31 protein-coding genes and 2 pseudogenes are annotated in these 26,536 nt (G+C 62.5%); 15 read left to right on the forward strand and 18 right to left on the reverse strand.

Translation table 11 applies throughout. The features are described 5' to 3' along the window. Positions 1-106 precede the first annotated feature (106 nt). From CXR25_RS18305 to CXR25_RS18315, 3 genes are all read right to left on the reverse strand, one after another. Positions 107-817: a class I SAM-dependent methyltransferase gene (locus tag CXR25_RS18305; protein WP_069601171.1), complete on the reverse strand. Its 711-nt coding sequence runs from the start codon at positions 815-817 to the stop codon at positions 107-109. Beyond that, positions 814-1,272, reverse strand: coding sequence for a thioredoxin family protein (locus tag CXR25_RS18310; protein ID WP_069601172.1), 459 nt, complete (start codon positions 1,270-1,272; stop codon positions 814-816). Before CXR25_RS18310 ends, CXR25_RS18305 begins: the two co-directional genes overlap by 4 nt. Before the next feature lie 146 nt (positions 1,273-1,418). Continuing rightward, positions 1,419-2,453 carry an LCP family protein gene (locus CXR25_RS18315; RefSeq protein WP_101557589.1) on the reverse strand — a complete coding sequence of 345 codons (1,035 nt, stop codon included), beginning with the start codon at positions 2,451-2,453 and terminating at the stop codon, positions 1,419-1,421. Between the two features lie 540 nt (positions 2,454-2,993). Here CXR25_RS18315 and CXR25_RS18320 point away from each other — a divergent pair. Then, complete coding sequence (locus tag CXR25_RS18320) at positions 2,994-3,197, forward strand: cold-shock protein (RefSeq protein WP_069601174.1); 204 nt, start codon at positions 2,994-2,996, stop codon at positions 3,195-3,197. 264 nt (positions 3,198-3,461) lie between these two features. Here CXR25_RS18320 and CXR25_RS18325 read toward each other — a convergent pair whose 3' ends face one another. Beyond that, entirely contained in the window at positions 3,462-3,893 is a 432-nt protein-coding gene (locus CXR25_RS18325; RefSeq protein WP_069601175.1) for a MarR family winged helix-turn-helix transcriptional regulator, read from the reverse strand. 169 nt (positions 3,894-4,062) lie between these two features. On the opposite strand from CXR25_RS18325, the gene CXR25_RS18330 reads away from it, so the two are divergent. The 4 genes from CXR25_RS18330 (at position 4,063) to CXR25_RS18345 (ending at position 7,214) form a co-directional block, all read left to right on the forward strand. Further along, positions 4,063-4,548 (forward strand): hypothetical protein, encoded by a 486-nt coding sequence (locus CXR25_RS18330; RefSeq protein ID WP_096146156.1) that lies wholly within the window; start codon positions 4,063-4,065, stop codon positions 4,546-4,548. 105 nt (positions 4,549-4,653) lie between these two features. After that, a complete protein-coding gene (locus CXR25_RS18335) occupies positions 4,654-5,295 on the forward strand; it encodes a TetR/AcrR family transcriptional regulator (RefSeq protein ID WP_069601177.1) in 642 nt (213 codons plus the stop codon). Between the two features lie 7 nt (positions 5,296-5,302). Next, entirely contained in the window at positions 5,303-5,947 is a 645-nt protein-coding gene (locus CXR25_RS18340) for an HAD family hydrolase (protein ID WP_096179143.1), read from the forward strand. A gap of 43 nt (positions 5,948-5,990) precedes the next feature. Beyond that, positions 5,991-7,214, forward strand: a complete 1,224-nt coding sequence (locus CXR25_RS18345) for an amidohydrolase (RefSeq protein WP_096146158.1) — start codon at positions 5,991-5,993, stop codon at positions 7,212-7,214. 31 nt (positions 7,215-7,245) lie between these two features. Here the strand turns inward: CXR25_RS18345 and CXR25_RS18350 are convergent, their stop codons facing one another. After that, positions 7,246-7,815: a DapH/DapD/GlmU-related protein gene (locus CXR25_RS18350; protein WP_069601180.1), complete on the reverse strand. Its 570-nt coding sequence runs from the start codon at positions 7,813-7,815 to the stop codon at positions 7,246-7,248. Between the two features lie 61 nt (positions 7,816-7,876). Then, positions 7,877-8,395 carry an SRPBCC family protein gene (locus CXR25_RS18355; RefSeq protein ID WP_125240863.1) on the reverse strand — a complete coding sequence of 173 codons (519 nt, stop codon included), beginning with the start codon at positions 8,393-8,395 and terminating at the stop codon, positions 7,877-7,879. Between the two features lie 61 nt (positions 8,396-8,456). On the opposite strand from CXR25_RS18355, the gene CXR25_RS18360 reads away from it, so the two are divergent. The 3 genes and pseudogenes from CXR25_RS18360 to CXR25_RS19180 all read left to right on the forward strand — a co-directional run bounded on the left by CXR25_RS18360 (position 8,457) and on the right by CXR25_RS19180 (position 10,197). Further along, the gene (locus CXR25_RS18360) at positions 8,457-8,954 is read left to right on the forward strand and encodes a GNAT family N-acetyltransferase (protein WP_069601182.1); all 498 of its coding nucleotides are present in this window, start codon (positions 8,457-8,459) and stop codon (positions 8,952-8,954) included. A 53-nt stretch (positions 8,955-9,007) separates the two neighbouring features. Then, positions 9,008-9,529 (forward strand): annotated as a pseudogene (locus CXR25_RS19175) (DNA glycosylase AlkZ-like family protein); the annotation flags it as partial. 107 nt (positions 9,530-9,636) lie between these two features. Then, positions 9,637-10,197, forward strand: coding sequence for a DNA glycosylase AlkZ-like family protein (locus CXR25_RS19180; protein WP_276330397.1), 561 nt, complete (start codon positions 9,637-9,639; stop codon positions 10,195-10,197). Positions 10,198-10,235: 38 nt separating this feature from the next. Here the strand turns inward: CXR25_RS19180 and CXR25_RS18370 are convergent, their stop codons facing one another. The 6 genes from CXR25_RS18370 to CXR25_RS18395 all read right to left on the reverse strand — a co-directional run bounded on the left by CXR25_RS18370 (position 10,236) and on the right by CXR25_RS18395 (position 16,837). After that, on the reverse strand, positions 10,236-11,153 hold the full coding sequence (locus CXR25_RS18370) for a LysR family transcriptional regulator (protein ID WP_125240864.1): 918 nt from the start codon (positions 11,151-11,153) through the stop codon (positions 10,236-10,238). Positions 11,154-11,278: 125 nt separating this feature from the next. After that, complete coding sequence (locus CXR25_RS18375; protein ID WP_009882789.1) at positions 11,279-11,842, reverse strand: dihydrofolate reductase family protein; 564 nt, start codon at positions 11,840-11,842, stop codon at positions 11,279-11,281. 44 nt (positions 11,843-11,886) lie between these two features. Further along, positions 11,887-13,197, reverse strand: coding sequence for a replicative DNA helicase (dnaB, locus tag CXR25_RS18380; protein ID WP_050773361.1), 1,311 nt, complete (start codon positions 13,195-13,197; stop codon positions 11,887-11,889). A gap of 115 nt (positions 13,198-13,312) precedes the next feature. Continuing rightward, on the reverse strand, positions 13,313-14,707 hold the full coding sequence (locus CXR25_RS18385) for an FtsX-like permease family protein (RefSeq protein WP_009882783.1): 1,395 nt from the start codon (positions 14,705-14,707) through the stop codon (positions 13,313-13,315). Between the two features lie 13 nt (positions 14,708-14,720). Further along, the gene (locus CXR25_RS18390; RefSeq protein ID WP_125240865.1) at positions 14,721-16,091 is read right to left on the reverse strand and encodes an FtsX-like permease family protein; all 1,371 of its coding nucleotides are present in this window, start codon (positions 16,089-16,091) and stop codon (positions 14,721-14,723) included. Then, positions 16,091-16,837: an ABC transporter ATP-binding protein gene (locus CXR25_RS18395; protein WP_125240866.1), complete on the reverse strand. Its 747-nt coding sequence runs from the start codon at positions 16,835-16,837 to the stop codon at positions 16,091-16,093. Before CXR25_RS18395 ends, CXR25_RS18390 begins: the two co-directional genes overlap by 1 nt. 282 nt (positions 16,838-17,119) lie before the next feature. On the opposite strand from CXR25_RS18395, the gene CXR25_RS18400 reads away from it, so the two are divergent. Continuing rightward, on the forward strand, positions 17,120-17,533 hold the full coding sequence (locus tag CXR25_RS18400) for a VOC family protein (protein ID WP_125240867.1): 414 nt from the start codon (positions 17,120-17,122) through the stop codon (positions 17,531-17,533). A 75-nt stretch (positions 17,534-17,608) separates the two neighbouring features. Here CXR25_RS18400 and CXR25_RS18405 read toward each other — a convergent pair whose 3' ends face one another. Beyond that, on the reverse strand, positions 17,609-18,907 hold the full coding sequence (locus tag CXR25_RS18405) for a DUF445 domain-containing protein (protein ID WP_096168434.1): 1,299 nt from the start codon (positions 18,905-18,907) through the stop codon (positions 17,609-17,611). 173 nt (positions 18,908-19,080) lie between these two features. Here CXR25_RS18405 and CXR25_RS18410 point away from each other — a divergent pair, with 173 nt between their 5' ends. From CXR25_RS18410 to CXR25_RS18430, 6 genes and pseudogenes are all read left to right on the forward strand, one after another. After that, entirely contained in the window at positions 19,081-19,296 is a 216-nt protein-coding gene (locus CXR25_RS18410) for a hypervirulence associated TUDOR domain-containing protein (RefSeq protein WP_029416912.1), read from the forward strand. Continuing rightward, a complete protein-coding gene (locus tag CXR25_RS18415) occupies positions 19,296-19,868 on the forward strand; it encodes a DUF488 domain-containing protein (protein ID WP_096146161.1) in 573 nt (190 codons plus the stop codon). Before CXR25_RS18410 ends, CXR25_RS18415 begins: the two co-directional genes overlap by 1 nt. A 246-nt stretch (positions 19,869-20,114) precedes the next feature. Further along, a complete protein-coding gene (locus CXR25_RS19085) occupies positions 20,115-20,405 on the forward strand; it encodes a hypothetical protein (protein ID WP_226984299.1) in 291 nt (96 codons plus the stop codon). 15 nt (positions 20,406-20,420) lie between these two features. Next, positions 20,421-21,314, forward strand: a pseudogene (locus CXR25_RS18420) (M20/M25/M40 family metallo-hydrolase); the annotation flags it as partial. A gap of 5 nt (positions 21,315-21,319) precedes the next feature. Then, entirely contained in the window at positions 21,320-22,621 is a 1,302-nt protein-coding gene (locus tag CXR25_RS18425; RefSeq protein ID WP_096157826.1) for an MFS transporter, read from the forward strand. Positions 22,622-22,731: 110 nt separating this feature from the next. Further along, complete coding sequence (locus CXR25_RS18430) at positions 22,732-23,169, forward strand: hypothetical protein (RefSeq protein ID WP_125188604.1); 438 nt, start codon at positions 22,732-22,734, stop codon at positions 23,167-23,169. A 182-nt stretch (positions 23,170-23,351) separates the two neighbouring features. Here the strand turns inward: CXR25_RS18430 and rplI are convergent, their stop codons facing one another. The 5 genes from rplI to CXR25_RS18455 all read right to left on the reverse strand — a co-directional run bounded on the left by rplI (position 23,352) and on the right by CXR25_RS18455 (position 26,530). Continuing rightward, positions 23,352-23,810, reverse strand: coding sequence for a 50S ribosomal protein L9 (gene rplI, locus CXR25_RS18435; protein ID WP_009882769.1), 459 nt, complete (start codon positions 23,808-23,810; stop codon positions 23,352-23,354). A 15-nt stretch (positions 23,811-23,825) separates the two neighbouring features. Then, positions 23,826-24,065 carry a 30S ribosomal protein S18 gene (gene rpsR / locus CXR25_RS18440; protein WP_009882767.1) on the reverse strand — a complete coding sequence of 80 codons (240 nt, stop codon included), beginning with the start codon at positions 24,063-24,065 and terminating at the stop codon, positions 23,826-23,828. Between the two features lie 36 nt (positions 24,066-24,101). Continuing rightward, a complete protein-coding gene (locus CXR25_RS18445; protein WP_009882766.1) occupies positions 24,102-24,743 on the reverse strand; it encodes a single-stranded DNA-binding protein in 642 nt (213 codons plus the stop codon). Between the two features lie 33 nt (positions 24,744-24,776). Then, a complete protein-coding gene (gene rpsF, locus CXR25_RS18450; protein WP_009882765.1) occupies positions 24,777-25,067 on the reverse strand; it encodes a 30S ribosomal protein S6 in 291 nt (96 codons plus the stop codon). 137 nt (positions 25,068-25,204) lie between these two features. Then, on the reverse strand, positions 25,205-26,530 hold the full coding sequence (locus CXR25_RS18455; protein ID WP_125240868.1) for a hypothetical protein: 1,326 nt from the start codon (positions 26,528-26,530) through the stop codon (positions 25,205-25,207). Positions 26,531-26,536: the final 6 nt, after the last annotated feature.

The raw sequence follows: 26,536 nt of genomic DNA on the forward strand, positions 1-26,536 counted from the left end.
TCAATCCTAGCCCTTCTCGGTGGCCGGTGGTGACCAAATCGATCACGATCATCCGTCGGTGTTTCACCAGGTGAGATGTGGTGATCTCACTCGCCGAGGTGGCTCCTCAGTCGGTGACCATGTGCGCCAGGAGGACGCTGTCGTCGATTTCCGATGGCTTCCCGTCCGGTCCTTCGACCTCGCGGGTGCGAAGCTCACCCAGTTCGATCTCCCAGCGAGCCGGGCTGCCGCCGATGAGCAGGGCGAAGTCTCCGTTCGGGGTGACCGGTTCATGATGATGGCCGAGTCCGTGGCCCAGTTCGTCATCATGGTTCTCGGCCCAGTCCGGCATCTCCGCATGGGAGATGAGCAGAATTCTGCCGCCCGGTGCAACGTACTCAGCCAAGCGGCCGACGAGTTCTTCCCGGGTGTCGGGCAACCGGGTGTGGAGGAAACAGCCGAGGACGAGGTCGAAGCCGCCTCGGCGAGGTTCGAGGTCACTCCACGTGGTGATGTCGGCGACCTCGAGCTTCACGCTCACACCTTTTGCCTCGGCAATCTCGCCGGCACGGTCGATTGCGGTCTGGGACAGGTCGATTCCGGTCGCGTCCCAGCCCTGCTCGGCCAGCCAGGTGACGTCGGCGCCCTCACCGCAGCCGACGTCGAGGACGCGGCCGGGGGTGAGGCCGCGGGCCACGGCGACGAGCGACTCGTTGGGGTTGCCCGACCAGATCGCCTCGCCGGTGCCGGCGTAGCGCTCCTCCCAGGCAGCGACGGTGTCAGGGACTCCCTCATTCGAGGCGGAATCCTGAGAAACAGCCTGCTGGGGTTCGGTCACTGTGCCGATCCTGGTCCGGAGGCCTGCTGCCCGGCTTCGGGAGCTGACTGGCTTGCATCTTCGGGAATGGCCGAGGGATCCGCCTGGTCGACTCCGGCTTCCTGCTTGGCCAGTTCGGCGCGGACTTCGTCCATGTCGAGGTCCTTGACTGCGGTGATGACTTGCTCGAGCTGGGGTGCGGCGAGAGCGCCAGGCTGGGCGAAGACGACGATGCCCTCACGGAAGGCGACGAGCGTCGGGATCGAGGAGATCGCGAAGAGACCTGCGAGCTCCTGCTGTGCCTCGGTGTCGACCTTGCCGAAGACCACGTCCGAGTTCTGTTCGGAGGCCTCTTCGTACACGGGGGCGAACTGCTTGCAGGGGCCGCACCAGTCGGCCCAGAAGTCGAGAAGGAGGATCGAGCTGTCGGTGATGGTTGACTCGAAGTTGTCTTTGGTGATTTCAATCGTAGACATCCGGGCAGTCTAAACGCCGACTATGAATACTGTCTGGACGCATTCGCAGTCTGGACTCCTGTTCGGACAGCCGCTCAGCCTCTCCGGTCAGCGCCGATCGTCCGCAGTTCGGTCGATCGTCTGTAGCTCAGTCGACCGTGTGCAGTTCAGTCGACGAGGTCGCCGATCGGCTCATCTGCCGTGATGGCAGAGAAGACGGCGTCGGCTGCCGGAGACTTGACGACTCGGTTCTGATTGCCAGGTGCCGGCTGCCACGGCATGATGTTGAAGCTGATCGAGTCTTTGGGCACCGATGACACTGTCGAGGCCAGCGATCCAAGCGCCGAGACCGAGTCAAGGTCATTATCGACGCGCAGAGACGAGGTGACCGCGTCAAGGAAGTTGTACAGCCGGTCGGGCCGCGACAGGGTGTGAGAGCTCTTGGCTCTGTCGATGATCGAGTCCATGACCATCTGCTGGTTGCCCATGCGGGAGATGTCGCTGCCGTCGCCGACGGCGTGCCGGGTCCGCGCGAGCGCCAGGGCATCGGTGCCGCGCAGCGTCTGCTCTCCGGCTGGGAGATCGAGATTCGCCTTATCGTCGTACAGGGGTTCGTCGAGATCGACGACGATTCCGTCCAGTGCGTCGACGATGGTGGCGAAGCCGTCGAAATTGACTTCGATGAAGTGATCGACGCGGACTCCCGTGAGCTCTTCGGCCGCGGAGACCGAGCACGCCGGGCCCTGGTTGAGCGCCGAATTGATCATGGCGCGCCGAGGTTCCGAAGCCCCCGAGCCGGTGTCCTGACAGGCAGGCATGTCCATCATCGTGTCGCGGGGAATCTGAATGGCGTCGATGCGTGAAGAGTCATCGGAGATGTGGGCCAGGATCATCGCGTCGCTGCGGGCACCGTCGCCTGAGCCGTAGTCATCGGCATCCAGTTCCCGGGTATCTGAGCCGAGGATGAGGACGTTGAGTTCGTCTGTGATCTTCTCGGGCACCTCGCCGCCTCCCGCTCGCAGAGGAGAGGAGGTGATGTTCGACTTCAAGCCGTTCACAAGGGTGACGACCGTGACCGGTACCGCGATGACGAGGACCGCGAGGATGGCGACGACGGTGCGGCGGCGACGGTATTTCATGGCCAGGCGGCGCTGACGGCGTGGGCCGATTTCGGAGGAAGGGCCGGTTTCGCGGTGCTGCATAGAACGTCAATTCGAAGTGGACGACGGATTGCATACAATCCTAATTATAATTTCTCCGAACTTTCTGGCACCGATGCCCGAAACACTCTGTTAGAGTTAAATTGTTCCCGTACGAAACAGTGCGGAGCACATGGTGTCGCGAGCGTAGGTAGATTCGCTTGGCACCGTGCGGTTGCCAGTTGGCGCGTGTCTACCGTCCGCGCCTCATAAGATTTTTTATACTTTTCAGTCCAGCCGTTCTACGGCTTCCATCCCGCACCTTCGAGTGCATTACCGATACCGAGCTTTCCCGCTTTCGCCTGAGACAAGGATTCTTCACATCAGCACGAATTCCGGAACGTCGGTTTCACCACAGTTTTTCGTCGGACCTGCGTTCAATGCGCAGACCATCCAACGAGAAATCACACACTCAGACGATCAGCTTGTCGACTCTGTCGATCAGATCAGGTCTCTGAGAGTGTGAACAGCCGGGCCCGCAAAAGGGTCCGACCATCCAGATCGCTTCGGCGATCACCAGTTTAAAATAAGGATACAAAGATTATGGCTACAGGTACCGTGAAATGGTTCAACTCGGAAAAAGGTTTCGGATTCATCCAGCCTGACGATGGTTCAGCAGACGTCTTCACTCACTTCTCCGCGATCGAATCGACCGGCTACCGTGAGCTCACCGAAGGTCAGAACGTTGAGTTCGACTCGGAAATGGGTTCCAAGGGCCTCCAGGCCACCAGCGTTCGTCCCCTCTGAGAAAACCCGTAACTCTCCGGTCCCGGCCTGAGCGCTGTTGATTCGTCAGCAACGATCACCTCGCGGGAGCGAAGTTACCCTCAGTTTTACCAAAAGCGTGTGTTCGCGTTTGGAGCTTGTGTTCTCACTTGCTCCGAGCACGACCACACGCTTTTCGGCGTTCCGGGGCTGAGATTCAGCAACGCTGACATCCTGCAGTGCTGACACCCTGCGGTCATGCCGCGAGGATCCAGCGACAGTTCCGAGCAGGAGCGTCCGCGGACATCAGTCCTCTGCCGCAACGGGTCGCCGCGCGAAAGACGGAGCCAAGCGCCCCAGCAATTCGGTCAGCTGTTCCTGTTCTGCGGCGTCGAAGACGTCGCCCAGAAGGGTGGTGGCCTTCTCCTCGGCGACCTTGACGGCATCCTGGTAGAGCTCGGCACCGACATCGGTCACGCACACGAGTGAAATCCTCGCGTCGTGCGGATCGGAGTCCCGCGCCAGGTATCCAAGTTTTTCAAGCGGTGCGACCAGGCGGGCAATCCCCGACGGGGTGATTCCCAGGCGATCAGCCAATTCGACGCGACGCAATCGTCGATCCGGGGCAGCGCACAGACTCTGCAGCACGCTCATATCGTTCAGCGTCAGTCCCTGAACCTCCAGCTTCCTCCGGATTTCGGTGTCCGCCCGAACGAGTCGCATACACAGCTCCAACATGAAGCACAACCTTTCATTGTCAACTCATTGAGTACTCAACGATATGTCATGCAGATTGCAATTCAAAAATTGTCATGCGGAAACACTGAATGATGAACCTCTTGCGGGCAATGAGCTGAGGTTCGCCGAGCCATTGTCGACAGCTCGCTTGGCAACTACGGTTTCAATTATGGAATCACAGTCGTACTACCAAAACAAGCACAATACCCAAGCTCAACACCCGCCACCTGCACCGCTGGCGCTTCGCTGGCTGGTGGTCGGAGTCGTCGCCAGCATCATCCTGCTCATCGCCCTGCCCATCGTCATGATGATCGATCAGGCTGGCCTCAGAGCTGCAATCGAGGAGGATACCGGAGGCAGTCTGGATCCCGAGTGGAAGGACTGGGTCCTCGTCGCGACCATCGTCTACGCAGTGGTGCTCCACCTCGTCGACGTCGCCCTGCTGCTCTGGTTAGTTCCCAAAGTCCTGCGCGGGCGCAATTGGGCTCGCATCACGTTGACGGTCTATCTGATTGTCGCCACCTATTTCAGCCTCTACTCGGCCACCCAGGGAGCAATGTTCCTGTGGGCCGTGATCCCCACGGATATTCTCCACGTCCTCATGATCGGCCTGCTCTGGATACCTTCCTCCGTGCGCCGGTACTTCGGGCCTTAAAAATCTATGACTCACCAGCTGTGACGCCGCCGACTCACCTCCATGCATGCAGCCCTTCCGGTTGCTACGGTGATACAGCTGTCCTGCCACCGGAAAGGATCTCTTGTGCCCAAGCTCATCGATCATGAGAGTCGGCGCGAGGAGATCGCCGCAGCAGCATGGCGGGTCATCGTTCGAGACGGGGTCGCCGGAGCATCTGTGCGCTCGGTCGCCGCAGAAGCCGGGCTGTCCGTCGGTTCGCTCCGGCACGTCTTCGCAAGCCAGTCCCAGCTCCTCGCCTTCGCCATGAAACTGGTCATCGACCGGGCCGGCGAGCGCGTACGGAGACTTCCGCGTGCACCGAGTCCGCTGGAGTCGGCCGAGGCCATCGCGGAAGAGCTGCTTCCTCTGGACGAGGATCGACGCCTCGAGATGGAGGTCTACCTCGCTCTCTTCTCCGCCTCGGGTGCCGATCCGAACCTGCAGGAGACGAAGCAGGACGCTTGGAGGCGAGTGCGCACGACCTGCCGCATCATCATCGACCAAGCGGTTGGAGCGGAGGCCAAGGACCGGCCCGAGCGCATCGAGACCGAGGTGATTCTGCTTCACGCCGTCATCGACGGTCTGGCATCCCATCTGGTGTGGCAGCCCACAGAACTGAAACCACACGATGCTCGGCGAGCCCTCGTCGAGCATCTTCAGCAGATGCAGGCGCGATTGTCCGAGAGTAGCGTTGGAACTCCTGAGGTCCCCACACAGAATAGGTGATTCCACGATGTCTCAGCCGACCGACCTGCACCCCACCACCGTCGTCTTCGACCTGGGCAACGTGCTCATAGGCTGGGATCAGACTGGCCCTCTGGCCGATGAGCTGACCCGCGACGAGTGGAATGCTTTTGCCGCCGAGGCTGACTTCGGCACGCTGAATACGCTGGCCGATCGCGGGGTTCCGATCACAGAGGTGGTCGCACGGGCGGCCGAATCAGATCCACGGCACGGTGAGATCGTCGCCGCCTACTATGACCGCTTCGATCGGTCCCTGACCGGTCCGATTCAGGGAATGGCCGAGGTCGTCGCCGAGCTCAAGGCCTCGGAGATCAGGTTGCTGGGTCTCTCGAACTGGTCGGCCGAAACCTTTCACCATGCCCCGAAGGTCGCACCGGCTATCAACGAGCTCGAAGACATCGTGGTCTCTGGGAGAGAGAAGCTGATCAAACCCGACGCTGAGATCTTCCACCTCCTCAGCCGACGCTTCGACCTCGTACCCGAGCAGACTGTCTTCGTCGATGACCTGCAGGCGAACATCGATGCCGCAAACCAGCTCGGATTCGTCGGCCTGCTCTTCACCGGTGCCCAGCAGCTTCGCAACGACCTGCACGCCCTCGGGCTCCTCGGCTCCCCTGCAAACGTGGAAAACTGAGAACGGGTCATCCCCGACCCACACTCTCTGACGAGGAGAAGTGATGACGAATACCGGTTTCCTGGACACCATCGACTCCCAGCTGGATTGGCAGCGCGACCTCTACAAAGACTTCCACCGGGAGCCCGAACTCGGCCTCGAGGAGCACAAGACCTCGGACCGGATCGAATCAGAACTCAAAGACATGGGACTCAGCGCTGAGCGCATCTCGGCCACCGGCCTTGTCGCCGTCATTGAGAACGGCAAGGGACCGACCGTTCTGGCGCGGGCCGACATCGACGCCCTCCCCGTTTCCGAGGACACCGGTCTCGACTACTCCTCCACGATCGACGGTGTCATGCACGCCTGCGGCCACGACATTCACATCACCTCCCTGTTGGGCGCGGTCCGACTGCTGAATGAGAACCTCAACGCCTGGTCAGGCACGTACATCGCACTGTTCCAGCCCTCGGAAGAGAATGCGGCCGGCGCCAAAGCGATGATCGATGATGGGTTGACATCGAAGATCCCCAAGCCCGACATCGCCTACGCCCAACACGTCATGCCGATGCCCACCGGAACGGTCAACACCAAGGCTGGGCCCGTGCTCTCCGCCGGTGATTCCGTGAAGATCACCGTGCACGGACGCGGTGCCCACGGATCCATGCCGCATCTGTCCGTGGACCCGGTGGTCCTCGCCGCCACCATCGTTCTGCGCCTGCAGACCATCGTGTCTCGGGAGACCGATCCCGGCGAGTTCGCGGTGGTCACGATCGGTGCGTCAAACTCCGGTTCGAAGTCCAACATCATTCCCGATCGGGCCGAACTTCTGCTCAACCTGCGCACCTACGACATGACGGTTCGCGATCGGATCATCGCCTCGATCGAACGCATCGTCAAGGGTGAATGCGAGGCCGCCGGCTCACCGAAGGAACCGAGCTTCGAGTACTACGATCAGTTCCCCCTCACCGACAATGATGAGGACGCCAACGATGCGGTCACCAAGGCGTTTGAGGACTACTTCGACGACGGAGTGGTTCTGCCAGCGACTCCCGCCACCGCCTCGGAGGACTTCAGCGAGATCCCCGACGCCTTCGAGATTCCCTACGCCTACTGGATGATCGGCTGCGCCGATGCCGATGCGTACAAGAAGGCCGCCGAGGCGGGAACCGTGAACTCTGACATCCCCGCCAACCATTCGCCCCAGTTCGCCCCGGTCATCGATCCGACGCTTGAAATCGCCACCAAGGCTCAGGTGATTGCGGCACTGTCGCAGTTGGGGAGCTGAGGCAGCGCCCGACGACGGCTGGGCGAACTGCTCAGTCGTTGACCGAGCGCACCACGCGTGCCGGCGACCCGACCACGACGGTTCCTGCGCGCACGTCCTTGGTCACGACCGAGGCCGCCGCAACCACGGCGTTGTCGCCGATGGTCACTCCGGGCAGGACGGTCACATTCGCACCGATCCACACGTTGCGGCCGATGATGATGTGGCCAGGATGCATGTCTCCGCGGCGGTCCGGGGAGATGTCGTGGTTAAGGGTTGCCAGCACGACGTTGTGGCCGATGAGGCTGTCGTCTCCGATCCTGATGCCACCCTGGTCCTGAAAGCTGCACCCGGAATTGATGAAGACCCGTCGACCCAGTGTCGTGTTCTTCCCGAAGTCGGTGTGGAAGGGCGGGAACATGGTGACCGTCTTGTCCACGGGCTTGCCGATCAGCGATGCCAAGAGCTGCCGGACCTCGTCGGGTTCGTGATACGAACCGTTGAGCTCGGCTGTGATGCGCAGTGCTTCCTGGCTGCTGCGATGCATGACCTCGTGGAGGGGCGAGTCGCTGGCGATTGTTTGACCGTTGTTGAGTGCCTTGACCAGATCCTTGAGTTCCATACTGGCCATCCTTTCGCGTTTCTCATTTTTCTGCATTCTTCCTCGGAAACGCGCTCACAGTTCAGGACGACCCTGTCGTCCCCACATCCGCGAACTCGTCTTTCATCGACGTCAGCGTCCTGTGGATGTTCATTCGCTGGAAGTCGGCGAAGGAACTACCGCCGGTGAGCACTCGGTCCACGACTGTCGCGACCCAGTCCGGCCAGGTCGTGCGGTCATCGTTCCACGTTTCGGTGACCCGTGTGCGATCGCCGAGGTCCTCGAGTTCGTAGACCCAGGTGGCGATTCCGCTGCTGATCGCCGGCGCACTCGCACCGATCTTGCGGACTTCGAAGGCGAATCGGCGGCCCGGCTCCGAGGCGGTGACGACGCATTCGGTGACCCACCGTGCCCGATTGCGTCGGTTGCTGCCTTCGAAGACCTCGCCCACCTGCAGTGGTCTGGATTCGGCAGGCGTGTGCGCACCGGTGTTCTCGGGACTCCAGCGTGGCATCTGCGTCGGATCCGCCACCTGTTCCCACAAGGTGAGTGCATCGACGTCAATGATCATGCTGTCACTGACCTGCATTGTGCGCTTCATTCGCTTCCCTTCCTCGCTCACACCCACCCTAGTGGCGCTGACGCGGAGTACCCTGAAGCCCATGCCACCGAACGCGACGCCGCGCCTGAGATTCCGTGAGATGTCACCGGATGATCTCGACGAAATGGCGGACCTCCTCGGCGATCCACGGGTCATGGAGTACTACCCGCGCCCCAAGGACCGTGAGGAAGCGGCCGGGTGGATCAACTGGAATCAGCGCAACTATGCCGAGTACGGTCACGGACTCTGGGTCATCGAAACCCACGACGGCGAATTCATCGGAGACTGCGGTCTCACCTGGCAGAAGGTCAACGAGGCTGCCGCCCTGGAGGTCGGATTCCATGTGAAGGCTTCTGCCCAGAATCTCGGATTCGCCGCCGAGGCGGCCACCGCCTGCCGTGATTTCGCCAGTTCACATGCGCTGGCGTCCCGATTGGTCGCGATCATCCACCACGACAATCGACCCTCCCAACGCGTAGCGGCGAAGATCGGCATGCACCGTGATCGCACGCTCACCCATTCGTCGCCGATCCACCTCGTCTACGCAATGGACCTCTGAACTTGAGAAACTCCGTCGATGTGCCCGAGCAGCCGCCGCGATAGCCTGGAACTATGAGCGTGAAGGTCACCCGGGACGAGGTCATCGCGTACCGCCTTGAGGCGCAGAACCTGAATCGGCGCCTGGACAAGCGGTCCCTGGTCGCTGCCACTGGAGTCTGCGGGGTTCAGAACAGTCCGCCCGGATCGGCTCTGCTCGCGCTCAATGCCCGCGTCTCCGATGTCGCTCGGGAAGCGGTCAACACTGCGATCTCCAAGGACAAGAGCCTGTTGCAGAGCTGGTCCATGCGCGGCGCACCCTTCTTCTTTCCAACAAGCGATCTTCCCGTTTTCACCACTGGAGTCCTCCCACCCACAGAGGATGGACGCCGCCACTTGATCCTCGGTGTCGAGGCCTCGCTCGAGAAGCTGGAGATGTCCCTCGCCGAGGTTGTCGACCGGACCCGTGACACGATCGGATCCGTGTTGTCCGGTCGCAGGCTCACGGTCAATGACCTGGGAGCCGAGATGACCGAGCTGATCGCTCGCGAATTGCCGAAGAAGAAGCGTGCCGACTGGGAGCGTGAGGGGCCGTACGCCAAGGGACAGCCTCTGGGAGAGGGTGTCGTCCATTTCTGTCTGCGCATCCTCACCTTGCAGCAGGTCATCTGCTTCGCTCCGCGGGACGGGAAAAGGCACCGTTCGTGCTGCTCGATGAATGGCTGGACACAGACGTTCCCGACGTGGCTCCGGAGGACGCTCGGGCTGAGCTCCTCCGGCGCTACCTGCATGCCTATGGGCCGTCCACGCGCGGACACTTCGCCTCGTGGCTCGGTGTGCGTGCGCGAGAAGGCGAGGCGTGGTGGGACCTGCTCGAGAACGAGATGACCGAGGTCGACTACGGTCGCAGAGCCTGGGTTCTGACCGAGGATCTCGATGCCCTGCAGTCACCGCCCACTCCAGCCGGTGTGCGGCTCCTCCCGCCGCGCGACCCCTATATTCAGGGGCGCGATCGGGAGACCATCATCGACAAGCAGTTCCATCGCGACGTGTTCAAGACCGTCGGTGAGCCGGGGACAGTCCTAGTCGACGGCCGAATCGTAGGCACCTGGCGAGCGCGCAAGAAGGGGAAGAACCTGCACATGTCCGTCACATCATTCGACCGGCTGTCAGCCCGTTCGAAGAAGGTAGTGGAAGCCGAGGCCGAGAAGGTGGCGATCCTGCGTGGCGCCGCAGCGGTTGAGGTCGATGTCGACTCCGCTTGACCGGAAGGCTGGAATACGAAGTGACCGGAAACTGCAGTTCAGCCAGCGTCTCCTGGACGAGCGCCCCTCCCCAGCAGCACTTCACCACGGGCGACAGTCTGATCCCGGAGCGCCTGCACGACGGCGGCAACGGCGGGGCGACGCATCGAATCGGGGCGCAGCACCATCCAATAGGGCAGCCGTTCGGACAGGGTGTCGGGGAAGAGCCTGACGAGGTCATCGTGGAGATCGGCCATGAAGCAGGGCAGGAATCCAATGCCTGCACTGGCACGGGTGGCCTCGACGTGGACGAACACGTTGGTCGACGACAGTCCGTCCTTCATGGTGGGGACCAGGCGACGCGGGGCATCAAGGTCATCGACCTGGAGCATCGAATCCACGAAGTACACGAGGCGATGTTCGGTCAGCTCATCTTCGGTGGCCGGGGCACCGTGTTCGGCCAGATAGTCCCTGGATGCATACATGCCCAGTTCGTAGTCGCCGAGTTTGAACGCTTCGGCCCGGTGGACCTGGGGTTCGCCGACGACCACTTCGATATCCAGGCCCGAACGCTGCTGCAGGGCCTGTCGTGTCACGGTCACGATCTCCACGCTGAGGCCTGGATGCTGACGCCGCAGTTTAGCGACCGCGGGGGCCGCGACATAGGAGCTGAATCCGTCGGTGGCCGTCATCCGAACGACTCCGGTGATCGGATCGGGACCGCGACGGGGATCACCGAGACCATGCACCGCGCCTTCGATCTGCTCCGCGACTCGGACGGCTTCCTGACCAAGGTCGGTCAGCTCCCAGCCTCCGGAGGCACGGGACAGCACTCGACCGCCGAGGGCCTTCTCCAGTGCAGCGATGCGCCGGGAAATAGTCGTGTGGTTCAAGCCCAAAGTTTGTGCCGCGGTCGTGAACTTGGCCGATCGGGAAACCGTGAGCAGCACCAGCAGGTCGTTGGGCTTTGTGTCCATATCTGCAATATTAGGCAGAGAGGACTCCGAAATGAGCCTCACGGCCACAACTTCTGTGCACGAATGTAAAGAACCAGGCGGAAAGAGCCGGTCGAACCTCGTCAGTGAGTTCGACGTATGAGCGATCACACTCTGGTCTCATACCTCATCAGATTCACTCCGCCTGGAAACGACTGAGTCTCCACCAGGTTCAGATGCACCCAGTTGTCGAGTGCAGCGAAGAAGGGCGTGCCGCCGCCGATCAGGACCGGATAGGTGACGAGGATATATTCGTCGATGAGTCCGGCCCGCATGGCGGAGGAAGCGAGCGTGGCGCCGACGATGTCCATGGGGCCACCATCGTCTGACTTGAGCCGAGTGATCTCAGCAACGGCATCGCCGGAGAACAGACGCGCGTTCCAGTCGACCGCACTGATTGTCGAAGAGAACACCACCTTCGGCATGTCCAGCCACCTGCGCGCATACTCGTGTTCTGCTGGTGTGACCCCCGGCTGCTGGGCGGCCGTCGGCCAGTGAGAGCTCATCGCCTCCCACAGTCGCCGGCCGTACAGCGCCAGCGCAGTCGCACCCACCCGATCGGACCACCACTGGAACACCTCGTCATTCGGCGTGGTCCAGCCAAGATCATCTCCAGGAGCGGCGACGTAGCCGTCCAGGCTCACGTTCATCGCAAAGGTCAGTTTCCGCATGACATCGGCCCCTCTCAAGTCGGCAGCCGCTGGTGCAGAAGAGTCTACTGCGGCATATTGACGAACCGGGACTTCGCACCTTGGAAGGCTACGGAGATGTCTGCGGTCGGACCCGCACGGTGCTTGGCGACGATGATGTCGGCTTCGCCGGCGCGTTCGTGTTCCTTGTCGTACATGTCGTCACGGTGGATGAGCAGCACCATATCGGCGTCCTGCTCGATCGAACCGGACTCACGCAGATCCGAGATCATCGGCCGCTTGTCCGTCCTCTGCTCGCTGCCACGGTTGAGCTGCGACAGCGCGATGACCGGGATCTCGAGCTCCTTGGCCAAGAGCTTGAGCGAACGGGAGAACTCGGAGACCTCCTGCTGACGCGATTCGACCTTCTTGCCGGAGCTCATCAGCTGCAGGTAGTCCACGCAGACCATCTTGAGATCATGCTGCTGTTTCAGGCGACGGCACTTCGCACGGATCTCGGTCAGCGCCATGTTCGGCGAATCGTCGACGAACAGCGGAGCATCGTTGATGCGCGATTCCGTCGCGGCCAGAGTCGTCCAGTCGTGAGGGGAGAGCTCACCACGGCGAAGGTTCTGCAGGGGAATCTCCGACTCCGCGGACAGCAGACGCATGACGAGCTCGTTCTTGCCCATCTCCAAGGAGAAGAAGACCGCGGCCTGGCCGTGGTGGATCGCGGCCGAGCGCATGAAGTCCAACGCCAGCGTGGACTTGCCGACACCGGGTCGAGCCGCGATGACGATCATCGTGCCCGGGTGGAAACCGTTGGTCAACGCATCGAATTCGGTGAATCCGGTCGGCACGCCCGCGGTCTGGCCATCGGTGTCGCCGTTGCGTTCGATCTCCTGGGCAACATCGCTGAGAATGTCGGAGAGGATCACATAGTCCTCAGTGGTGTGACGCTCGGTGACCTGGTAGATCTCTGCCTGGGCCGAGTTCACGACCTCATCGGTGTCGCCTTCGGCGTCATAGCCCATCTGCACGATGCGGGTACCGGCCTCGACGAGTCGGCGCAGCACGGCCTGCTCGCGCACGATCGCGGCGTAGTAGCCGGCGTTCGCGGCCGTCGGAACGGAGGAGATGAGCGTGTGCAGGTACGCCGCACCGCCGACGCGTGAGAGGTCACCGGTCTTCGTGAGGTAGTTCGCCACTGTCACTGAGTCCGCGGGTTCACCACGCGAATACAGGTCGAGGACGGCCTCGTAGATAGTCTCGTGAGCAGGTTTGTAGAAGTCGTCGCCGGTCATGGATTCGACGCAGTCGGCGATCGCATCCTTGGACAGAAGCATCGCGCCGAGGACGCTCTGTTCCGCCTCGACGTCCTGCGGCGGGGTCCTCATCCCGTCAAACCCCTGATTGTTGCTCAATCGTCTTCCTCTTCCTCGAACCTCGTCGGCGGACACCCGCTTTCAACGCCCTCCAACTGTACCTGGATCGAGAAGCCGCAGAATGTCCTCAGTCGCGTGAACGACCAGCTGTCGCCACGGTCACGAGGATCGGCTTCGCCAGCTGCAGTCCCGATCTGATGATGAGAATACCGAGGACCACTGACGCGAGAATTGTGAGGAATGTGATCGGTTTGAGCACGAGGGCGGCCCCAGCCAAGGGCAGCACGAGGACCAGACCGAGCCCGCCGGCCAGCAGCGATACCCAGATGACCGGACCCAGCACTGCTCTCACCATGGCCTTGTGCATGGTCTCCGGGTCCATGCCCGCAGCATAGAGGTCCTGGAAGGTGTCGGCTCGGTCGTAGATGTCGGCAACCTGGTTGATCAGGGCCGATACGGCGATGAGCAGGATCGATATGCCCATCACGAGCATGACTCCGGTGAAGATGTCCTGCAGCAGGAACCTGTCGGCTTCCTGCATCTGCGCCCCGGGTTCGTCACCCGCATCGAGGCCGAGTTGCATGAGCGAGATGCCCGTTCCACCCACGGCAGCGACGAACGCGGTCATCGCCAGGCCTGAGACTCTGCGCCAGAACCGCTTTGGTTCGTCGGAGACTAGACGCGCGGCGATGAGTCGTTCCGGAGTCTGTGCCCTGTTCCCGCTCAGATGGGCAAACCACCTGATCAGGAGTCCGCCAAGGAGGTCGACGACGAGCAGACCGAGAACGAAGGTGGCGATGCCTGCCGAGAGGACGATCCCCATTCCCAACCCGCCGGACTTCGACAGCATCACGACCACCGGCAAGGTCAGGATCACCACGGCTGCCATGACCACCTGCACCACGGGGAACTTCCGTTCCAGGGCCTTGGTGCGCACGCCCAACGGTGAGATCGCGACCTTGCGCAGCCCCAGCAGGGCCGAGGCGATGCACACGAGGATGAGGAAGACGACCACCGACGCCACCAGCCACGCGGGCATGAGCATGTTCTCGTACCCGATGGGATGTCCCATGAAGTGGATCAGGCTCACCGGCCAGGCCAGACCCAGGTAACCGAGGACTCCGAGCACGATTCCGCAGATCGCAGGCACGAGTGGTTCGGCCACTGCGAGAGTGACGATGGACGAGCGTCTGGCGCCGAGCAGCGACATCGTGGAAAGGCGCTCATCCTGTCGCCTGGCGGACAGGGTCGCCGAGGCGGACGCCAGGGTGCTCGCGGGAATCACGAGCAGAATGGTCGCGAAGCTCGCGAGGAACTTGTACATGAAGTCCATACCCGCCATGTCCGGGTCGGGGCTGGGTGGGACCTGGAAGAACATCCATGCTCCGGCGGCGACGGTGAGGAACAGAGTGGCGCAGGCGAAGAAGGCACTCATCACCAGCAGCGAACTCGATGAGCTCAGTGTCTTGCGCCCCAGGACGAGGGGAACGATGCGGGTTGCTGTCGGCAGCGCGGTGGACATGTCGATCTCCTTCTCAGACCGCGGCGTTGACGGTGGTGACGCTGCGCACGAGCGGACGGGTGAACTGCAGTCCAAGCCACACCATCACCACGCCGCCGACGAGCACAGATGCGACGACCCCGATGGTCAGCGGATCGCCGAGGTCGCTCGCCGATGCCATGAGTCCGGCCAGGATTCCGCCCAGCAGCAGCGACACGAGGGTGACGAGGACGATGGGTGACATGACTGCGTTGACGGTGACTCGGTGCATCATCTTCTGCGTCATTCCCGCCGAGTGCAGTTCCCGGTAGGTCGATGCCCGGTCGAGGATGTCTGCTGCCTGGTTGATCGTCGCGGAGATGACGATGAAGACGAAGGCAATGGCCAGGGTGAGGATGAGTCCGGTGAAGATGTCATCGGCCATGTACTGGTAGGGGCCCATGATGGCCTTGTCCTCGGCTGTGAGATCTCCCTGATTCGCCCGCATCATCGCCGTTCCGGCACCGCCGACGACCGCGATGAAGGTGATCATCGACAGACCCGCCACGCGACGCCAGTACTGTGCGGGGGCATCGGCGATCATCGACGCCGCGATCATCGACGTGGGTGTGCGGGCCATCCTGTGACTGAACCAGCCGTGGATGCGCATGACGAGGACGCCGATGACATTGATGAGCAGGAGGGCGATGCCGATCGTGATGATGCTGGCAACGACGAAGACCATCGTCGGTTGGTTGCGGTCCAGTGAGAAGACGAGCGCACCGATCATTCCGACCACGAGCACGACCACGGCGATGATACGGGCCACGGGGAACTTCCGCACCAAGGACCGGGTGCGCACGCCCAGTGGTGAGACCGTGATCTTGCGCAGGCCGAGCAGCGCCGAGAGCAGGCAGACGAAGAGCAGTCCGATGACGACTGCGGCGAGCAGCCACAGGGGCATCATCAGCGCAGAGTACCCGAGCGCCTGGCCGTTGAAGACGAGGAGGCTGAGCGGGAAGGCCAACAGGAAGTAACCGGCGATGCCCGCAATGATCCCGGCCGAGGCGGGAATGAAGGGTTCGGCAACTGCGAGGAGGCGGACGGTGCCGGGCTTCGCGCCCAGCAGCGAGAGGGTGGACAGACGTTCATCCTGACGCCGGGCACTGAGCTTCGCCGAGGCGACACCCAAGCTGATCGCGGGAACGATGAGGAAGACCGTGGCCAAGGTCGCGAGCATGCGATAGAGCCCGGCCACCTCGGCGTATCCGGAGACATCGGGTCGGTCGTTGAAGGCCCAGGCACCACCGGCGACCGTGAGGAAGAGCGTGGAGCATGCGAAGAATGCGATGGCGACAAGCTTCGAGGTCGTCGAGGTGAAGGATTTCTTGGTCAGTACGACGGGAAGGATATTCATGGTCGGCATCACCGGTTGTTCTGAACGTACTGGTGGTTCTGCACAGGCTGGTTCGCAGAATCGGAGACGATTCGGCCGTCGGCGAGGCGGACGATGCGAGAGCACCGGGCGGCCACTGACTCATCGTGGGTGACCACGACCAAGGTGGATCCGCGGCCGGTCGTCGAGGCGAGAAGTTCGGAGAGCACCTCGGTGGAGGTGGAGGAGTCAAGGGCACCGGTGGGTTCGTCGGCGAAGGTGACCACGGGCTGGGTGACCTGAGCGCGGGCGATGGCCACGCGCTGTGCCTGACCGCCGGAGAGCTGTCCGATGCGTTTGTTCAGGTGTTCGGCCAGTCCCAGGCGCTGCAGCCATGCGCGGGCATGCTCGGTCGCATCGGAGCGTTTCATCCCCGAGAGCATGGCGGCGAGCGCGACATTGTCCAAGGCGGTGAGCTCGGGCAGGAGCAGGCCCTGTTGGAACACGAAGCCGAAGACCTCGCGGCGCAGTGCGGTGCGGCCCTTCTCCTTCAGCGAGGTGATCTCTGCGGCGGCGCTGCGGTCGGTGGGCAGGAGGCGAATGTTGCCCTCGTCTGGTCGGATGATGCCTGCCAGGCAGTGCAGGAGGGTCGTCTTGCCGGAACCGGAGGGTCCCATAATGGCCAGGGATTCGCCGAGGCCGATGCCCAGATCGACTCCGGCGAGTGCGTAGGTCTGGTTGTAGTGCTTGGTCACGTTCGAGGCGGCGATGATCGCGGGAAGCTGTGTGTTTGTCATGTCTCCATGTTTTCGCAAACGGACTTGTGCCACTATGAAGACGACCCACCACCTCGGCGAGGAAAACCCGACTCTTGGAATAGGGGTTACAGTTCCGGCGAATCACCTGGTGATTGGCTTGGGATCAGACTTGCCGATAGACCAATCGGCGATCAGCCGCCTATTGTGAATGCGTAGCGGTTGCCCGACGGTTCCGCTGCACTTGAGCCACTCTGCGTGAACCACTCTGGGTGAACTCACGACGAGGACCAACCAAGACACGTCTACAACTGAGGAGTCATCATGAAGGCACAGTGGATCAGCATTCTCGTCGACGACCAGGCTCGGGCCATGAAGTTCTACACGGACAGGCTCGGCTTCATTCCGAAGGTCGATGTGCCGGTCGGAGACGACTTCCGCTGGCTCACCGTGGTCTCACCCGAGGCTCCAGACGGAGTCGAGATCGTCCTGGAGCCGAAGGGCCACCCCGCCGCGAACGACTTCACCTCTGCGCTGAAGGCCGACGGAATCCCTCTCAACCAGTTCGCCGTTGAGGATGTCCAGGCCGAATATGATCGCCTGTCAAAGCTCGGTGTCACGTTCACGCAGGAGCCGACGACGATGGGACCAGTCACCACCGCCGTCCTCGACGACACAGTGGGCAACCTCATTCAGCTCATTCATCAGGAAGAGGACACCGAGCCCGACCTGCCTTGAGGCTGAGTCGGCTGCGTCACGGCGGGTCTGCTCACCGAGCAGCGATGCTGCTCATTCTGGCGGCTCTACCGCGCATCACCCAGGCAGCAGCACGATGATCGTGTGGATGACGAGACCGACGAGGGCGCCGATGACTGTGCCGTTGATGCGGATGTACTGCAGATCCCGGCCGACGTAGAGCTCGATCCTCTCGGCGGCTTCCTTCGCATCCCATCGTTCGATCGTGTCGGAGATGACGCTGGCGATCTCGGGGCCGAAGCTCTCTGCCAGGTCACCGGCCGTCGTGGCGATCCGGTCATCGATCTTGGTGGAGAATTCCGAATCTTCCTGCAGCCTGCCGGCGAATTCTCCGATGAGTTCGGAGATGCGTCCGCGCACCTCGCCGTTGGGGTCGATGATGGCCTGGCGCAGGAGCTGCTTGAGCGAAGTCCAGATCTCAAGCACGGAGTCGACGACCCCGGATTGGCTGAGCAGGTCGTTGATGATGACCTCGGCCTTCTCCGACAGTGGAGTGTCAGAGTTCAGGTCGTCGGAGAGGTCGACGAGCCAGGCGTCGAGGGCCTGTCGTGCCTTGTGGTATTCGTTGTCGCGGACGTCGGCGACCCAGCCGAGCACCTCTCGCTGCAGTCGGTTGGAGAGCTGCTCGTTGACGAAGTCGGGAACCCAGGACGGGGCCCGGTTGTGGACGATCTCATCGATGACCTGCGGGTTGTCACCCAACCAGGAGTACGCCTCGGCGACGATGAGGTCGACAAGCTTGTGGTGCGCCCCGTCGAGGACGATCTGACGCAGCAGCTGCGCCAGCACCGGAGTCTTACGGGTCGCGACCAGGCGCGGAATGATGACATTCTTCGTCAGGGCCACGACGGAATCGTCGTCGATGCGGGCCAGCACATATTCGAGCCCACCGGCGGCACGGTCGACGACGAGGTCCCGGTTGGCAGACTTGCTCAGCCACTCACCGGCACGGTGGGAGACCTGAGCGGACCGGATCTTCGTCGACACCGCCTCGGCGTGGAGGAAGTTCGCGGCGACGAACGCGGACAGGCTCGCGCCCAGGGTGTCCTTCTTGCGGGGAATGATCGCGGTGTGCGGAATCGGCAGCCCGAGTGGATGGCGGAAGAGTGCCGTGACAGCGAACCAGTCGGCGATCGCACCGATCATCGCAGCCTCCGAGGCACGGGAGACGAAGCCCCAAACCCCGGTATTGTCGGTGAAGATGTGGGTCGAAAGGAAGATGAGGGTGGCGAGGACGAGCAGCGACAGCGCCAGCGTCCGCATCTTGCGCAGACCCCGCGCCCGTTCCTGGTCCTCCGGCGTCAGCTCGCTCGGACCGCCGAAACGCGGCACGGATGGTGCTTTTTCGATCGACATCGTTCCCCCTTCTTCGCCTGCCATCGACTTTAGCGAAGTAGCGGCCCGTCATGGGCATCGGCAGGCTGTGCCGAGCCTGGGAACCTGCGTCGTGGAGTCTGCGCCCTGTCGCCGATTGCCGCATCGTGTTTGGATGGGAAGAGGCACCATTCGACGACTTCCGGGAGGATGACATGGCAGAGACGTTCAATGTGGGCGACCACGTGGGGTGGAACTCGGAGGCCGGCGAGGTCTCGGGCACGATCACGAAGGTCCACACTTCCGACTTCGAGTACAAAGGCCACAAGCGTCGGGCATCGAAGGACGAGCCGCAGTACGAGATCAAGAGCGATAAGACCGATCACATCGCCGCTCACAAGGGCACGGCCCTCCACCGGATCGACAAATAGTGAGCAGCTCGCAGTTCTTCACCATCGGTCACTCGAACCATTCTCTTCAGGAGTTCATCGACCTTCTTACCGACAACGCCGCCGAGGTGGTGGTTGACGTCCGCAAGCTGCCCGGATCGAATAAGAATCCCCAGTTCAACGCGGATACTCTCGTCGATGACCTGGCCAAGGTGGGAGTGGACCTGCGTCGGCTCGAGGGACTGACCGGCCGGCGCCCGGTGAATCGTGACATCGACTTCGAGATCAATGGGTGGTGGAAGAATCGCAGCTTCCACAACTATGCCGATCACGCCCTGACGGAGGAGTTCCGGACCGATTTCGAGCAGCTGCTTGAGTGGGGCGCGAGCAACCGCTGTGTGCTCATGTGTTCAGAGGCGGTGTGGTGGCGCTGCCACCGGCGCATCATCGCCGACAACCTGCTCGCACACGACTACCCAGTCACCCACATCATGGGCAAGAACCAGACCACCGCCGCCGAACTCAGCTCGGGAACCGTCGTCGACAAGGACAGACGCGTCACCTACCCGGCAACTGCCTCAGACGACTCGTCGGGTGAGTCGGTGGATTCGTAGGTAGCAGAATGTAGGGCGCAGTCGCTCAAATCAACATTCTTCTCCCTGTGAATCGGCGCATTGCACTGAACTGCCTCACCGTCGCTCCGGTGAATGGTCTCAATTGACGAGACCGAGCAGTCTCACCAACATTTCGGGCGTAGTGTGTCGGGGTCTGGTCACCGCTGTCCCGCACGGGAGGGGACCTGACCAGGTTTCCGCTTCAGGCTGACCGGACGGTTCACCCCCGTACAGTCAGGAGCAGCCGTGCCAGCACAACCGGCCGAGGCCACCATTTCCGAGATCACCGATCTCATCACCTTCGACACCACGAGCCGGGATTCCAATCTCCCACTCATCGACCACGTCGTCGACCGTCTCAAGGCCGCAGGCATCGAATCTCAGCGTGTGCCCAACGCCGAGGGAACCAAAGCAAACCTGCTGGCCACACTGCCCGCCGCCGATGGTTCCACCAGCGGTGGCATCGTCCTGTCCGGGCACACCGATGTCGTACCGGTCGACGGTCAGGACTGGTCGAGCGATCCCTTCACCCCGTAGGTCAGGGACGGCAAGCTCTACGCCCGCGGCAGCGCGGACATGAAATCCTTCATCGGTGTCATCCTCGCCAAACTGCCCGAGCTGGCAGCCGCGAATCTCAAGGAGCCCATCCACCTCGCCTTCTCCTATGACGAAGAGGTCGGCTGTGTGGGCGCGATCGACCTCGTCGACAAGATCACCGAGGCGGGCGTGGCCCCACGCGGCTGCATCGTCGGTGAGCCTTCGAGCATGCGGGTCGTGCGCGGACACAAGTCGATGAACGTCTTCCGTGTCGACTTCCACGGCGTCGCGGCACATTCCTCGCTGACCCCAGAGGGTGTGAACTCGATTGCCTACGCCGCCGAGTTCGTCACCTTCGTCCATGCAGTCGCCGCCGAGTTCCGCACAGAGGGTCCCTTCGATGAGAACTATGTCGTGCCCTTCACCACGGTGACGGCGAATACGATCAGCGGCGGCATCGCCGTCAACACGATCCCCGCCGAGGCGAGCGTGCAGTTCGAGTTCCGTTCCCTGGGATCTGTGGATCGTGAAGCGCTCGTCGAGCGATTCCGCGCCGAGGCGGCCCGCCTCGAGCGCATGATGCGTGCGGAGAACGACAGCGCCCACGTCGACTTCACCGTTGAGGCCGCCGCTCCCGGCTGTGAGACTCCTGCCGACGCCGACATCGTCTCCCTGGCCGGACAGTGGGGCGGAGTCGTCAGTGATGACAAGGTCACCTACGGCACCGAGGCGGGACTGTTCTCGAACGCGGGCATTCCCACCGTCGTCTGCGGCCCCGGAGACATTGCCCAGGCCCACGCTCCCGATGAGTACATCGAACTCGAACAGATCGCCGCCTGCGAAGCATTCATCGGCAATCTCATCACCGACCTCAGCGCAGGCACCAAGCACAGCACGGAAGGAGAGTGAGCACCATGAGTTCCTCCACCGCGAATCCGCAGCAAGAGCCCGTGCTCGAGGCGACTCCGGAGCGTCTCCTGGCCGCCCGCAAGGCCGTCATCTCGAGTTCGATCGGTGCCGCCCTCGAATGGTTCGACATCATCGTCTTCGCGTCGTTCGCCGTTGTGATCTCGGAGATCTTCTACCCTGAGGGCGATCCGGTCTTCTCCCTCATCCTCACCTTCGCCACCTTTGCCATCTCCTACCTGGTTCGCCCCATCGGCGGCCTGGTCCTGGGCCGGTTCGCCGATCGACGTGGCCGCAAACCGGCGCTGACTCTGACCCTGTTCCTCATGATGCTGGGCACGCTGCTCATGGCGATTGCCCCGACCTATTCGCAGATCGGGGTCTGGGGAGCGCTCATCATCCTGGCCTCCAGGCTCCTGCAGGGGTTCTCTGCCGGCGGCGAGTTCGGCACGGCGACGACCTTCCTGGTGGAGACCGCTCCGCACCGGAAGATGTACTACGCCTCCTGGCAGATCGCGAGCCAGGGAGCATCGATGGCCTTGGCCTCGGCCTTCGGCTTCGCCCTCAACACGTATCTCTCCGAAGAGGCACTCCACTCCTGGGGCTGGAGGGTGCCGTTCCTCATCGGTCTCCTCGTCGGACCTGTCGGACTCTACATCCGCTCCAAACTCGACGAAACCGAGGAGTTCACGTCGAGGCCTCCGGCGAAGTCGCCCCTGCGCACGCTCTTCGCCAACCACTGGGGTCGCATCCTGGCCGCCTCCGCGTCGGTCGGCGTCGCCACGATCTCCGTGTACATGATCCTCTTCATGCCCACCTTCGCCATGTCCAACCTGGGCATCTCACCCACTGCCGCCTACCTCGGCGGTATTTTGGCAGGTCTCGTCTGCCTGATCGGATCACCGCTGGTGGGCCGCCTTGCCGATCGGGTCGGTCCCGCGCGGATCATGACCTATGCTGCGATCGCGGCTCTCGTGCTCGCGTGGCCGCTGTTCCAGCTCATCGTCACCCAGCGCAGCGTGCCCGCGTTCATCTTCGTCATCGCCGTGCTCGGCGTGATCATGGCGTTCTACTTCGCGCCGCTGCCGGGCATGCTCTCTGTGCTCTTCCCGGCAGAAATCAGAGGCACCGGACTGTCCACGGCCTACAACATCGGTGTGACGCTCCTCGGTGGCATCGCTCCGCTGGTGCTCACGTGGCTGCTCGACATCACCGGTTCGCTGAACTCGCCGAGCGTGTACTACATGGGAGTCGCCGTGCTCTCCCTCATCGGTCTGTTCTTCGTCCGCAGACACTACGGCCAGCGCTGAGGTCGTTGGCGGGGCGCGACTGACTGCGGCGGCCGGACGCGTAGGTCGCCAGCACGCCCGGCCGGCCTCGCGCCCTGCCGCCGGCGCGCCTGCCTTGGTATCCTGGCGCCATGTACTGGCCACTGACGCCCCGGGAACATGAGGTCGCGCTGACGATGATCCGTCACGCCCATCCCTCACCCGATGATCAGGACCGCGCCACGTTCACCGATCCGCAGCGAGAGGCCTGGGATCAACCCGCCCCAATCACACCGCAGCAGCGTGTGACCTGGGAGTCCAACCTCGCCGAGGTGGTCGTGACGAACCCCTGCGAGTGCGGTTCCTGCCCGTCGATCGGCATGCGACCGGTAACTCGTGTCGACGACGAGAGCAGAGACGACACTGGTGGACAGGGAGACTTCGCGAACCGAGTCATCCTCGACGGCACGGTCGACGGGTGCATGCTGCTGCTGTTCATCGACGACGACAGCCCCAGCTATCTCGAACTAGCTCCCACAGATGAAGAGGTCTTCACGGAGTTCCCGCCACCCGAACGCATCCTGTTCTGAAGCCCCGACGACCGCACCGTCGTCGAGCGCCGCGCGAGCGCCACGCCACTCGCGCCCCCAATTCACCGAGAGCATACAAAAACGTCGAGGGGACACTCTGTAAAGTGTCCCCTCGACGTTCAGCTCTGCTTTCGACTACGAGTCCGGCTGACCGATGGTCGGCCAGGCTCGTTGCGGAAGCATCAGGCCTTGCCGATGACCTCGAACTTGGCGTTCGCGGTAATCTCGTCATTGACGCGCACGGTAGCTGTGTAGCTGCCGGAGGTCTTGACGTGAGCAGGCAGTGCAACCTGACGACGATCGAAGTCGTGTCCGGTTGCGGTGTGCAGTGCTTCGGCCACAAGAGCCGGGGTCACGGCGCCGAAGAGGCGGCCGTTCTTACCGGACTTGAGCTCGATGCGGGCGCTGGAGGATTCCAGCTGAGCCTTCACCTTGACTGCTTCATCGTGGTCAGCGATCTGCTTGGCCTGACGAGCCTTGCGAAGAGCATTGACATGCTTCTCCGCGCCCGCGGTCCATGCAGATGCCCAGCCACGAGGCAGGAGCAGGTTACGAGCGTATCCGGCGCGAACCTCGACGATGTCGCCGGCGGCTCCCAGACCATCAACTTCCTGGTTCAGAATAACTTTGCGATTAGGCATGTTCTCTCCCTCCGATCAGCGAGCAGTGCTCGAGTAGGGCAGAAGTGCCATCTCGCGGGCGTTCTTGACGGCCTTTGCGATGACGCGCTGTTCCTGCACGGTCACGCCGGTGACGCGACGAGCACGGATCTTGCCGCGGTCGGAAATGAACTTACGGAGCGTAGCGGTGTCCTTGTAGTGGATCTTCGCCGCTTCGCCCTTCTTGAGCGGATTAGCCTTCTTCTTGATAGGCTTCCGGATCTCTGGCTTTGCCATGAGTATCTCCTGATTTACGAAATGTCTTGAACGTGTTTAGAACGGCGGTTCATCGGCGCCCGGGTTGCCCCAGCCGCCGTTGCCGCCCTGTGGACTCGATGATGCCCACGGGTCATTCGCCGGTGCGTTGTTCCCCTGGCTGTAACCACCCTGGCGCTGACCACCCTGCTGCGAGCCACCCTGATTCGGGTTGCCTTGCTGCGGGTTGTTGCCCCAGCCGGAAGACTGCTGCTGACCGAAGCCACCCTGCTGGGAGCCTCCGCCCTGCTGCTGTCCGCCGAAGTTACCGCCGCCGGAGAATCCGCCTCCGCTGCGTTCGTTCTTCGTCACCTGAGCGGTGGCGCGTCGCAGGCTGGGGCCGACTTCGTCGACATCCAGTTCCATGACGGTGCGCTTCTCGCCCTCTTTGGTTTCGAAGGACCGCGACTTGAGGCGGCCCTGAACGACGACCCGAGTACCACGCTGCAAGGATTCGGCTACGTTTTCGCCCATCTCACGCCACACCGAGCAGCGAAGGAACAGGGTTTCCCCGTCCTTGAACTCGTTGGACTGACGGTCGAACATACGCGGCGTCGAAGCCACGGTGAAGTTAGCGACCGCAGCACCGTTAGGTGTGAATCGCAGTTCGGGATCACTTGTCAGGTTCCCGACGACCGTGATGACTGTTTCGCCTGCCATTGACTGCTCCTTGAAACGAGGTGCTTGACGCTATTACTTGGCGTCTGGGCGGAGGATCTTGGTGCGCAGAACGGACTCGTTGAGTCCGAGCTGGCGGTCGAGTTCCTTGGTCGTTGCAGGCTCTGCGTGGAAATCAACCACGACATAGAAGCCTTCGGACTTCTTCTGGATGTCGTAGGCGAAGCGCCTGCGTCCCCAGATGTCCACGTTGTCGACGGTTCCGTTTTCAGCCGGGACAACCTTCATCAGCTTGTCCACGGTGTCAGCCAACGTCCGCTCGTCGGTTTCGTTGTCAAGAATGAGCATGAGCTCGTAATGACGCATCTGTCACCCACCTCCTCTGGTCTTTACGGCCATGGTCGTTCCATGGCAGGAGGGTAAATGCATATCCGTTCCGTCCCTCACGCTTGTCGTGAAATGGGAACAGACCTACACAGTCTAGTGGACGGGCACCTGCGGTGTCATGTCGGATCCCCGTGCCCTTGCACACGGATGACCGGACGATCGGCTTCAACGCGCCGAGGTGGTTGTGCCGAGCGCAGTCGACCGCGGATTCGTCGTCGGTACAGATTCTCACCCGCGCAGATGACAACGACGACGAGTGCGAGCAGCCGCAGGAGAGTCAGGAGCGCGACGAAGGTCGGTTCGAGTCCTTTGTCGGGCTCGATGGCAGCGACATCGCCGAGGTGGATGGCAATGGCGAAGGCAGTCTCCGCAACAGCCCAGATGATGAGCACCCACCAGCGACGAACGCTCAGCGCGAGGAACGGCAGGATCCACAGGCTGTCCCAGGGCATCATCGCGGGGGCCAGCAGCAGGCAGCCGCCGATGAGGAGGCAGGCGGCGACGGCCGGGTCGAGTCCCGTTCGCCGGACCATGAACAGGGAGACGGCGATTGCGGCGATGACTCCCGCACTGGCGATGATCCACACCGGTGCCCAGGTCTCGGCGGTCCCCAGGCGTGCCATGACCAGGATGGAGGCGAAGGAGCCGCCGTCGACGGCGTCGCTCATCCAGTGCAGTACCCGGTCGATGGCGGTGCCGTCGATGACCAGCAGAAGCGCCGAGGTGATGGTGACCGCAGCGAGCATCATCCGCGGGTCCCGGGGACGCAGTCGTCCAGCGGGGCGCGGACCGGCCAGGGTGAGGGCGAGGAGAACCAGCAGGGCCAACGGGTTGATGAACACGGCTATCCCAAGGAGGACCCCGGACAGCCAGGGACGAGATCTCATCGGGGAGGATCCGACGAAGATGGTCATGGCCCAGACGCTCAGTGCCAATGCCACGGGGTCCAGTGTCGAACCTAGGGTGAAGAGGGTGACAGGCGAGGCGAAGGCTGCGACCAGCCAGGCCCGCTGCCGGGCGAGGACCAGAAGAGCGACCCCGAGTGCGGCGAAGGCGATGACGTTGATGATGAGGATCATCGCCATGAAGACCGAGACATCGTCGGTCATGAGTTTGCCCAGGTGGACGAGACGAACCTCGAGTGCGGACAGTCCCGGCATGCCCCCGTGGGAGCGTCCAACGGCATCCTCGGGATTGAATTCTCCGAGGAATGCCATGGACAGAGGCCCGGAGCACATCCTCGCCGAGGCGGACGGCTGTTCGTAGCCTGAGCTCAGGCACGGACCCTGCAGTGCGAGGGCGAGGAAGGTGGTGAAACCGAGGATTCCGGCGAAGATGTATGCCTGACCGCGCCGGAACCGCGCACCCGCCGATGCGAGGTGAATGCCGTCCGGACCGCCGAGCAGTGGCTCGGCGATCCGGGTGCTGGGCTGTTGAGGCATGACTAG

Origin of the sequence: Brevibacterium aurantiacum, assembly GCF_003932995.1 — a bacterium.
In the GTDB taxonomy this organism is placed as follows: Bacteria; Actinomycetota; Actinomycetes; order Actinomycetales; family Brevibacteriaceae; genus Brevibacterium; species Brevibacterium aurantiacum.

What these genes read in the sequence shown, in the direction of transcription:
- CXR25_RS18430 (WP_125188604.1), top strand. Translation starts at nt 22,732, where the DNA reads ATGTACTGGCCACTGACGCCCCGGGAACATGAGGTCGCGCTGACGATG.
- CXR25_RS18310 (WP_069601172.1), bottom strand. Translation starts at nt 1,272, where the DNA reads ATGTCTACGATTGAAATCACCAAAGACAACTTCGAGTCAACCATCACC.
- CXR25_RS18395 (WP_125240866.1), bottom strand. Translation starts at nt 16,837, where the DNA reads ATGACAAACACACAGCTTCCCGCGATCATCGCCGCCTCGAACGTGACC.
- CXR25_RS18375 (WP_009882789.1), bottom strand. Translation starts at nt 11,842, where the DNA reads ATGCGGAAACTGACCTTTGCGATGAACGTGAGCCTGGACGGCTACGTC.
- rpsR (WP_009882767.1), bottom strand. Translation starts at nt 24,065, where the DNA reads ATGGCAAAGCCAGAGATCCGGAAGCCTATCAAGAAGAAGGCTAATCCG.
- CXR25_RS18355 (WP_125240863.1), bottom strand. Translation starts at nt 8,395, where the DNA reads ATGAAGCGCACAATGCAGGTCAGTGACAGCATGATCATTGACGTCGAT.
- dnaB (WP_050773361.1), bottom strand. Translation starts at nt 13,197, where the DNA reads ATGAGGACCCCGCCGCAGGACGTCGAGGCGGAACAGAGCGTCCTCGGC.
- CXR25_RS18385 (WP_009882783.1), bottom strand. Translation starts at nt 14,707, where the DNA reads ATGTCCACCGCGCTGCCGACAGCAACCCGCATCGTTCCCCTCGTCCTG.
- CXR25_RS18315 (WP_101557589.1), bottom strand. Translation starts at nt 2,453, where the DNA reads ATGCAGCACCGCGAAACCGGCCCTTCCTCCGAAATCGGCCCACGCCGT.
- CXR25_RS18340 (WP_096179143.1), top strand. Translation starts at nt 5,303, where the DNA reads ATGTCTCAGCCGACCGACCTGCACCCCACCACCGTCGTCTTCGACCTG.
- CXR25_RS18455 (WP_125240868.1), bottom strand. Translation starts at nt 26,530, where the DNA reads ATGCCTCAACAGCCCAGCACCCGGATCGCCGAGCCACTGCTCGGCGGT.
- CXR25_RS18370 (WP_125240864.1), bottom strand. Translation starts at nt 11,153, where the DNA reads ATGGACACAAAGCCCAACGACCTGCTGGTGCTGCTCACGGTTTCCCGA.
- CXR25_RS18405 (WP_096168434.1), bottom strand. Translation starts at nt 18,907, where the DNA reads ATGTCGATCGAAAAAGCACCATCCGTGCCGCGTTTCGGCGGTCCGAGC.
- CXR25_RS18345 (WP_096146158.1), top strand. Translation starts at nt 5,991, where the DNA reads ATGACGAATACCGGTTTCCTGGACACCATCGACTCCCAGCTGGATTGG.
- CXR25_RS18400 (WP_125240867.1), top strand. Translation starts at nt 17,120, where the DNA reads ATGAAGGCACAGTGGATCAGCATTCTCGTCGACGACCAGGCTCGGGCC.
- CXR25_RS18425 (WP_096157826.1), top strand. Translation starts at nt 21,320, where the DNA reads ATGAGTTCCTCCACCGCGAATCCGCAGCAAGAGCCCGTGCTCGAGGCG.
- CXR25_RS18410 (WP_029416912.1), top strand. Translation starts at nt 19,081, where the DNA reads ATGGCAGAGACGTTCAATGTGGGCGACCACGTGGGGTGGAACTCGGAG.
- CXR25_RS18330 (WP_096146156.1), top strand. Translation starts at nt 4,063, where the DNA reads ATGGAATCACAGTCGTACTACCAAAACAAGCACAATACCCAAGCTCAA.
- CXR25_RS18445 (WP_009882766.1), bottom strand. Translation starts at nt 24,743, where the DNA reads ATGGCAGGCGAAACAGTCATCACGGTCGTCGGGAACCTGACAAGTGAT.
- CXR25_RS18360 (WP_069601182.1), top strand. Translation starts at nt 8,457, where the DNA reads ATGCCACCGAACGCGACGCCGCGCCTGAGATTCCGTGAGATGTCACCG.
- CXR25_RS18390 (WP_125240865.1), bottom strand. Translation starts at nt 16,091, where the DNA reads ATGCCGACCATGAATATCCTTCCCGTCGTACTGACCAAGAAATCCTTC.
- CXR25_RS18350 (WP_069601180.1), bottom strand. Translation starts at nt 7,815, where the DNA reads ATGGAACTCAAGGATCTGGTCAAGGCACTCAACAACGGTCAAACAATC.
- CXR25_RS18325 (WP_069601175.1), bottom strand. Translation starts at nt 3,893, where the DNA reads ATGTTGGAGCTGTGTATGCGACTCGTTCGGGCGGACACCGAAATCCGG.
- CXR25_RS18320 (WP_069601174.1), top strand. Translation starts at nt 2,994, where the DNA reads ATGGCTACAGGTACCGTGAAATGGTTCAACTCGGAAAAAGGTTTCGGA.
- rplI (WP_009882769.1), bottom strand. Translation starts at nt 23,810, where the DNA reads ATGCCTAATCGCAAAGTTATTCTGAACCAGGAAGTTGATGGTCTGGGA.
- rpsF (WP_009882765.1), bottom strand. Translation starts at nt 25,067, where the DNA reads ATGCGTCATTACGAGCTCATGCTCATTCTTGACAACGAAACCGACGAG.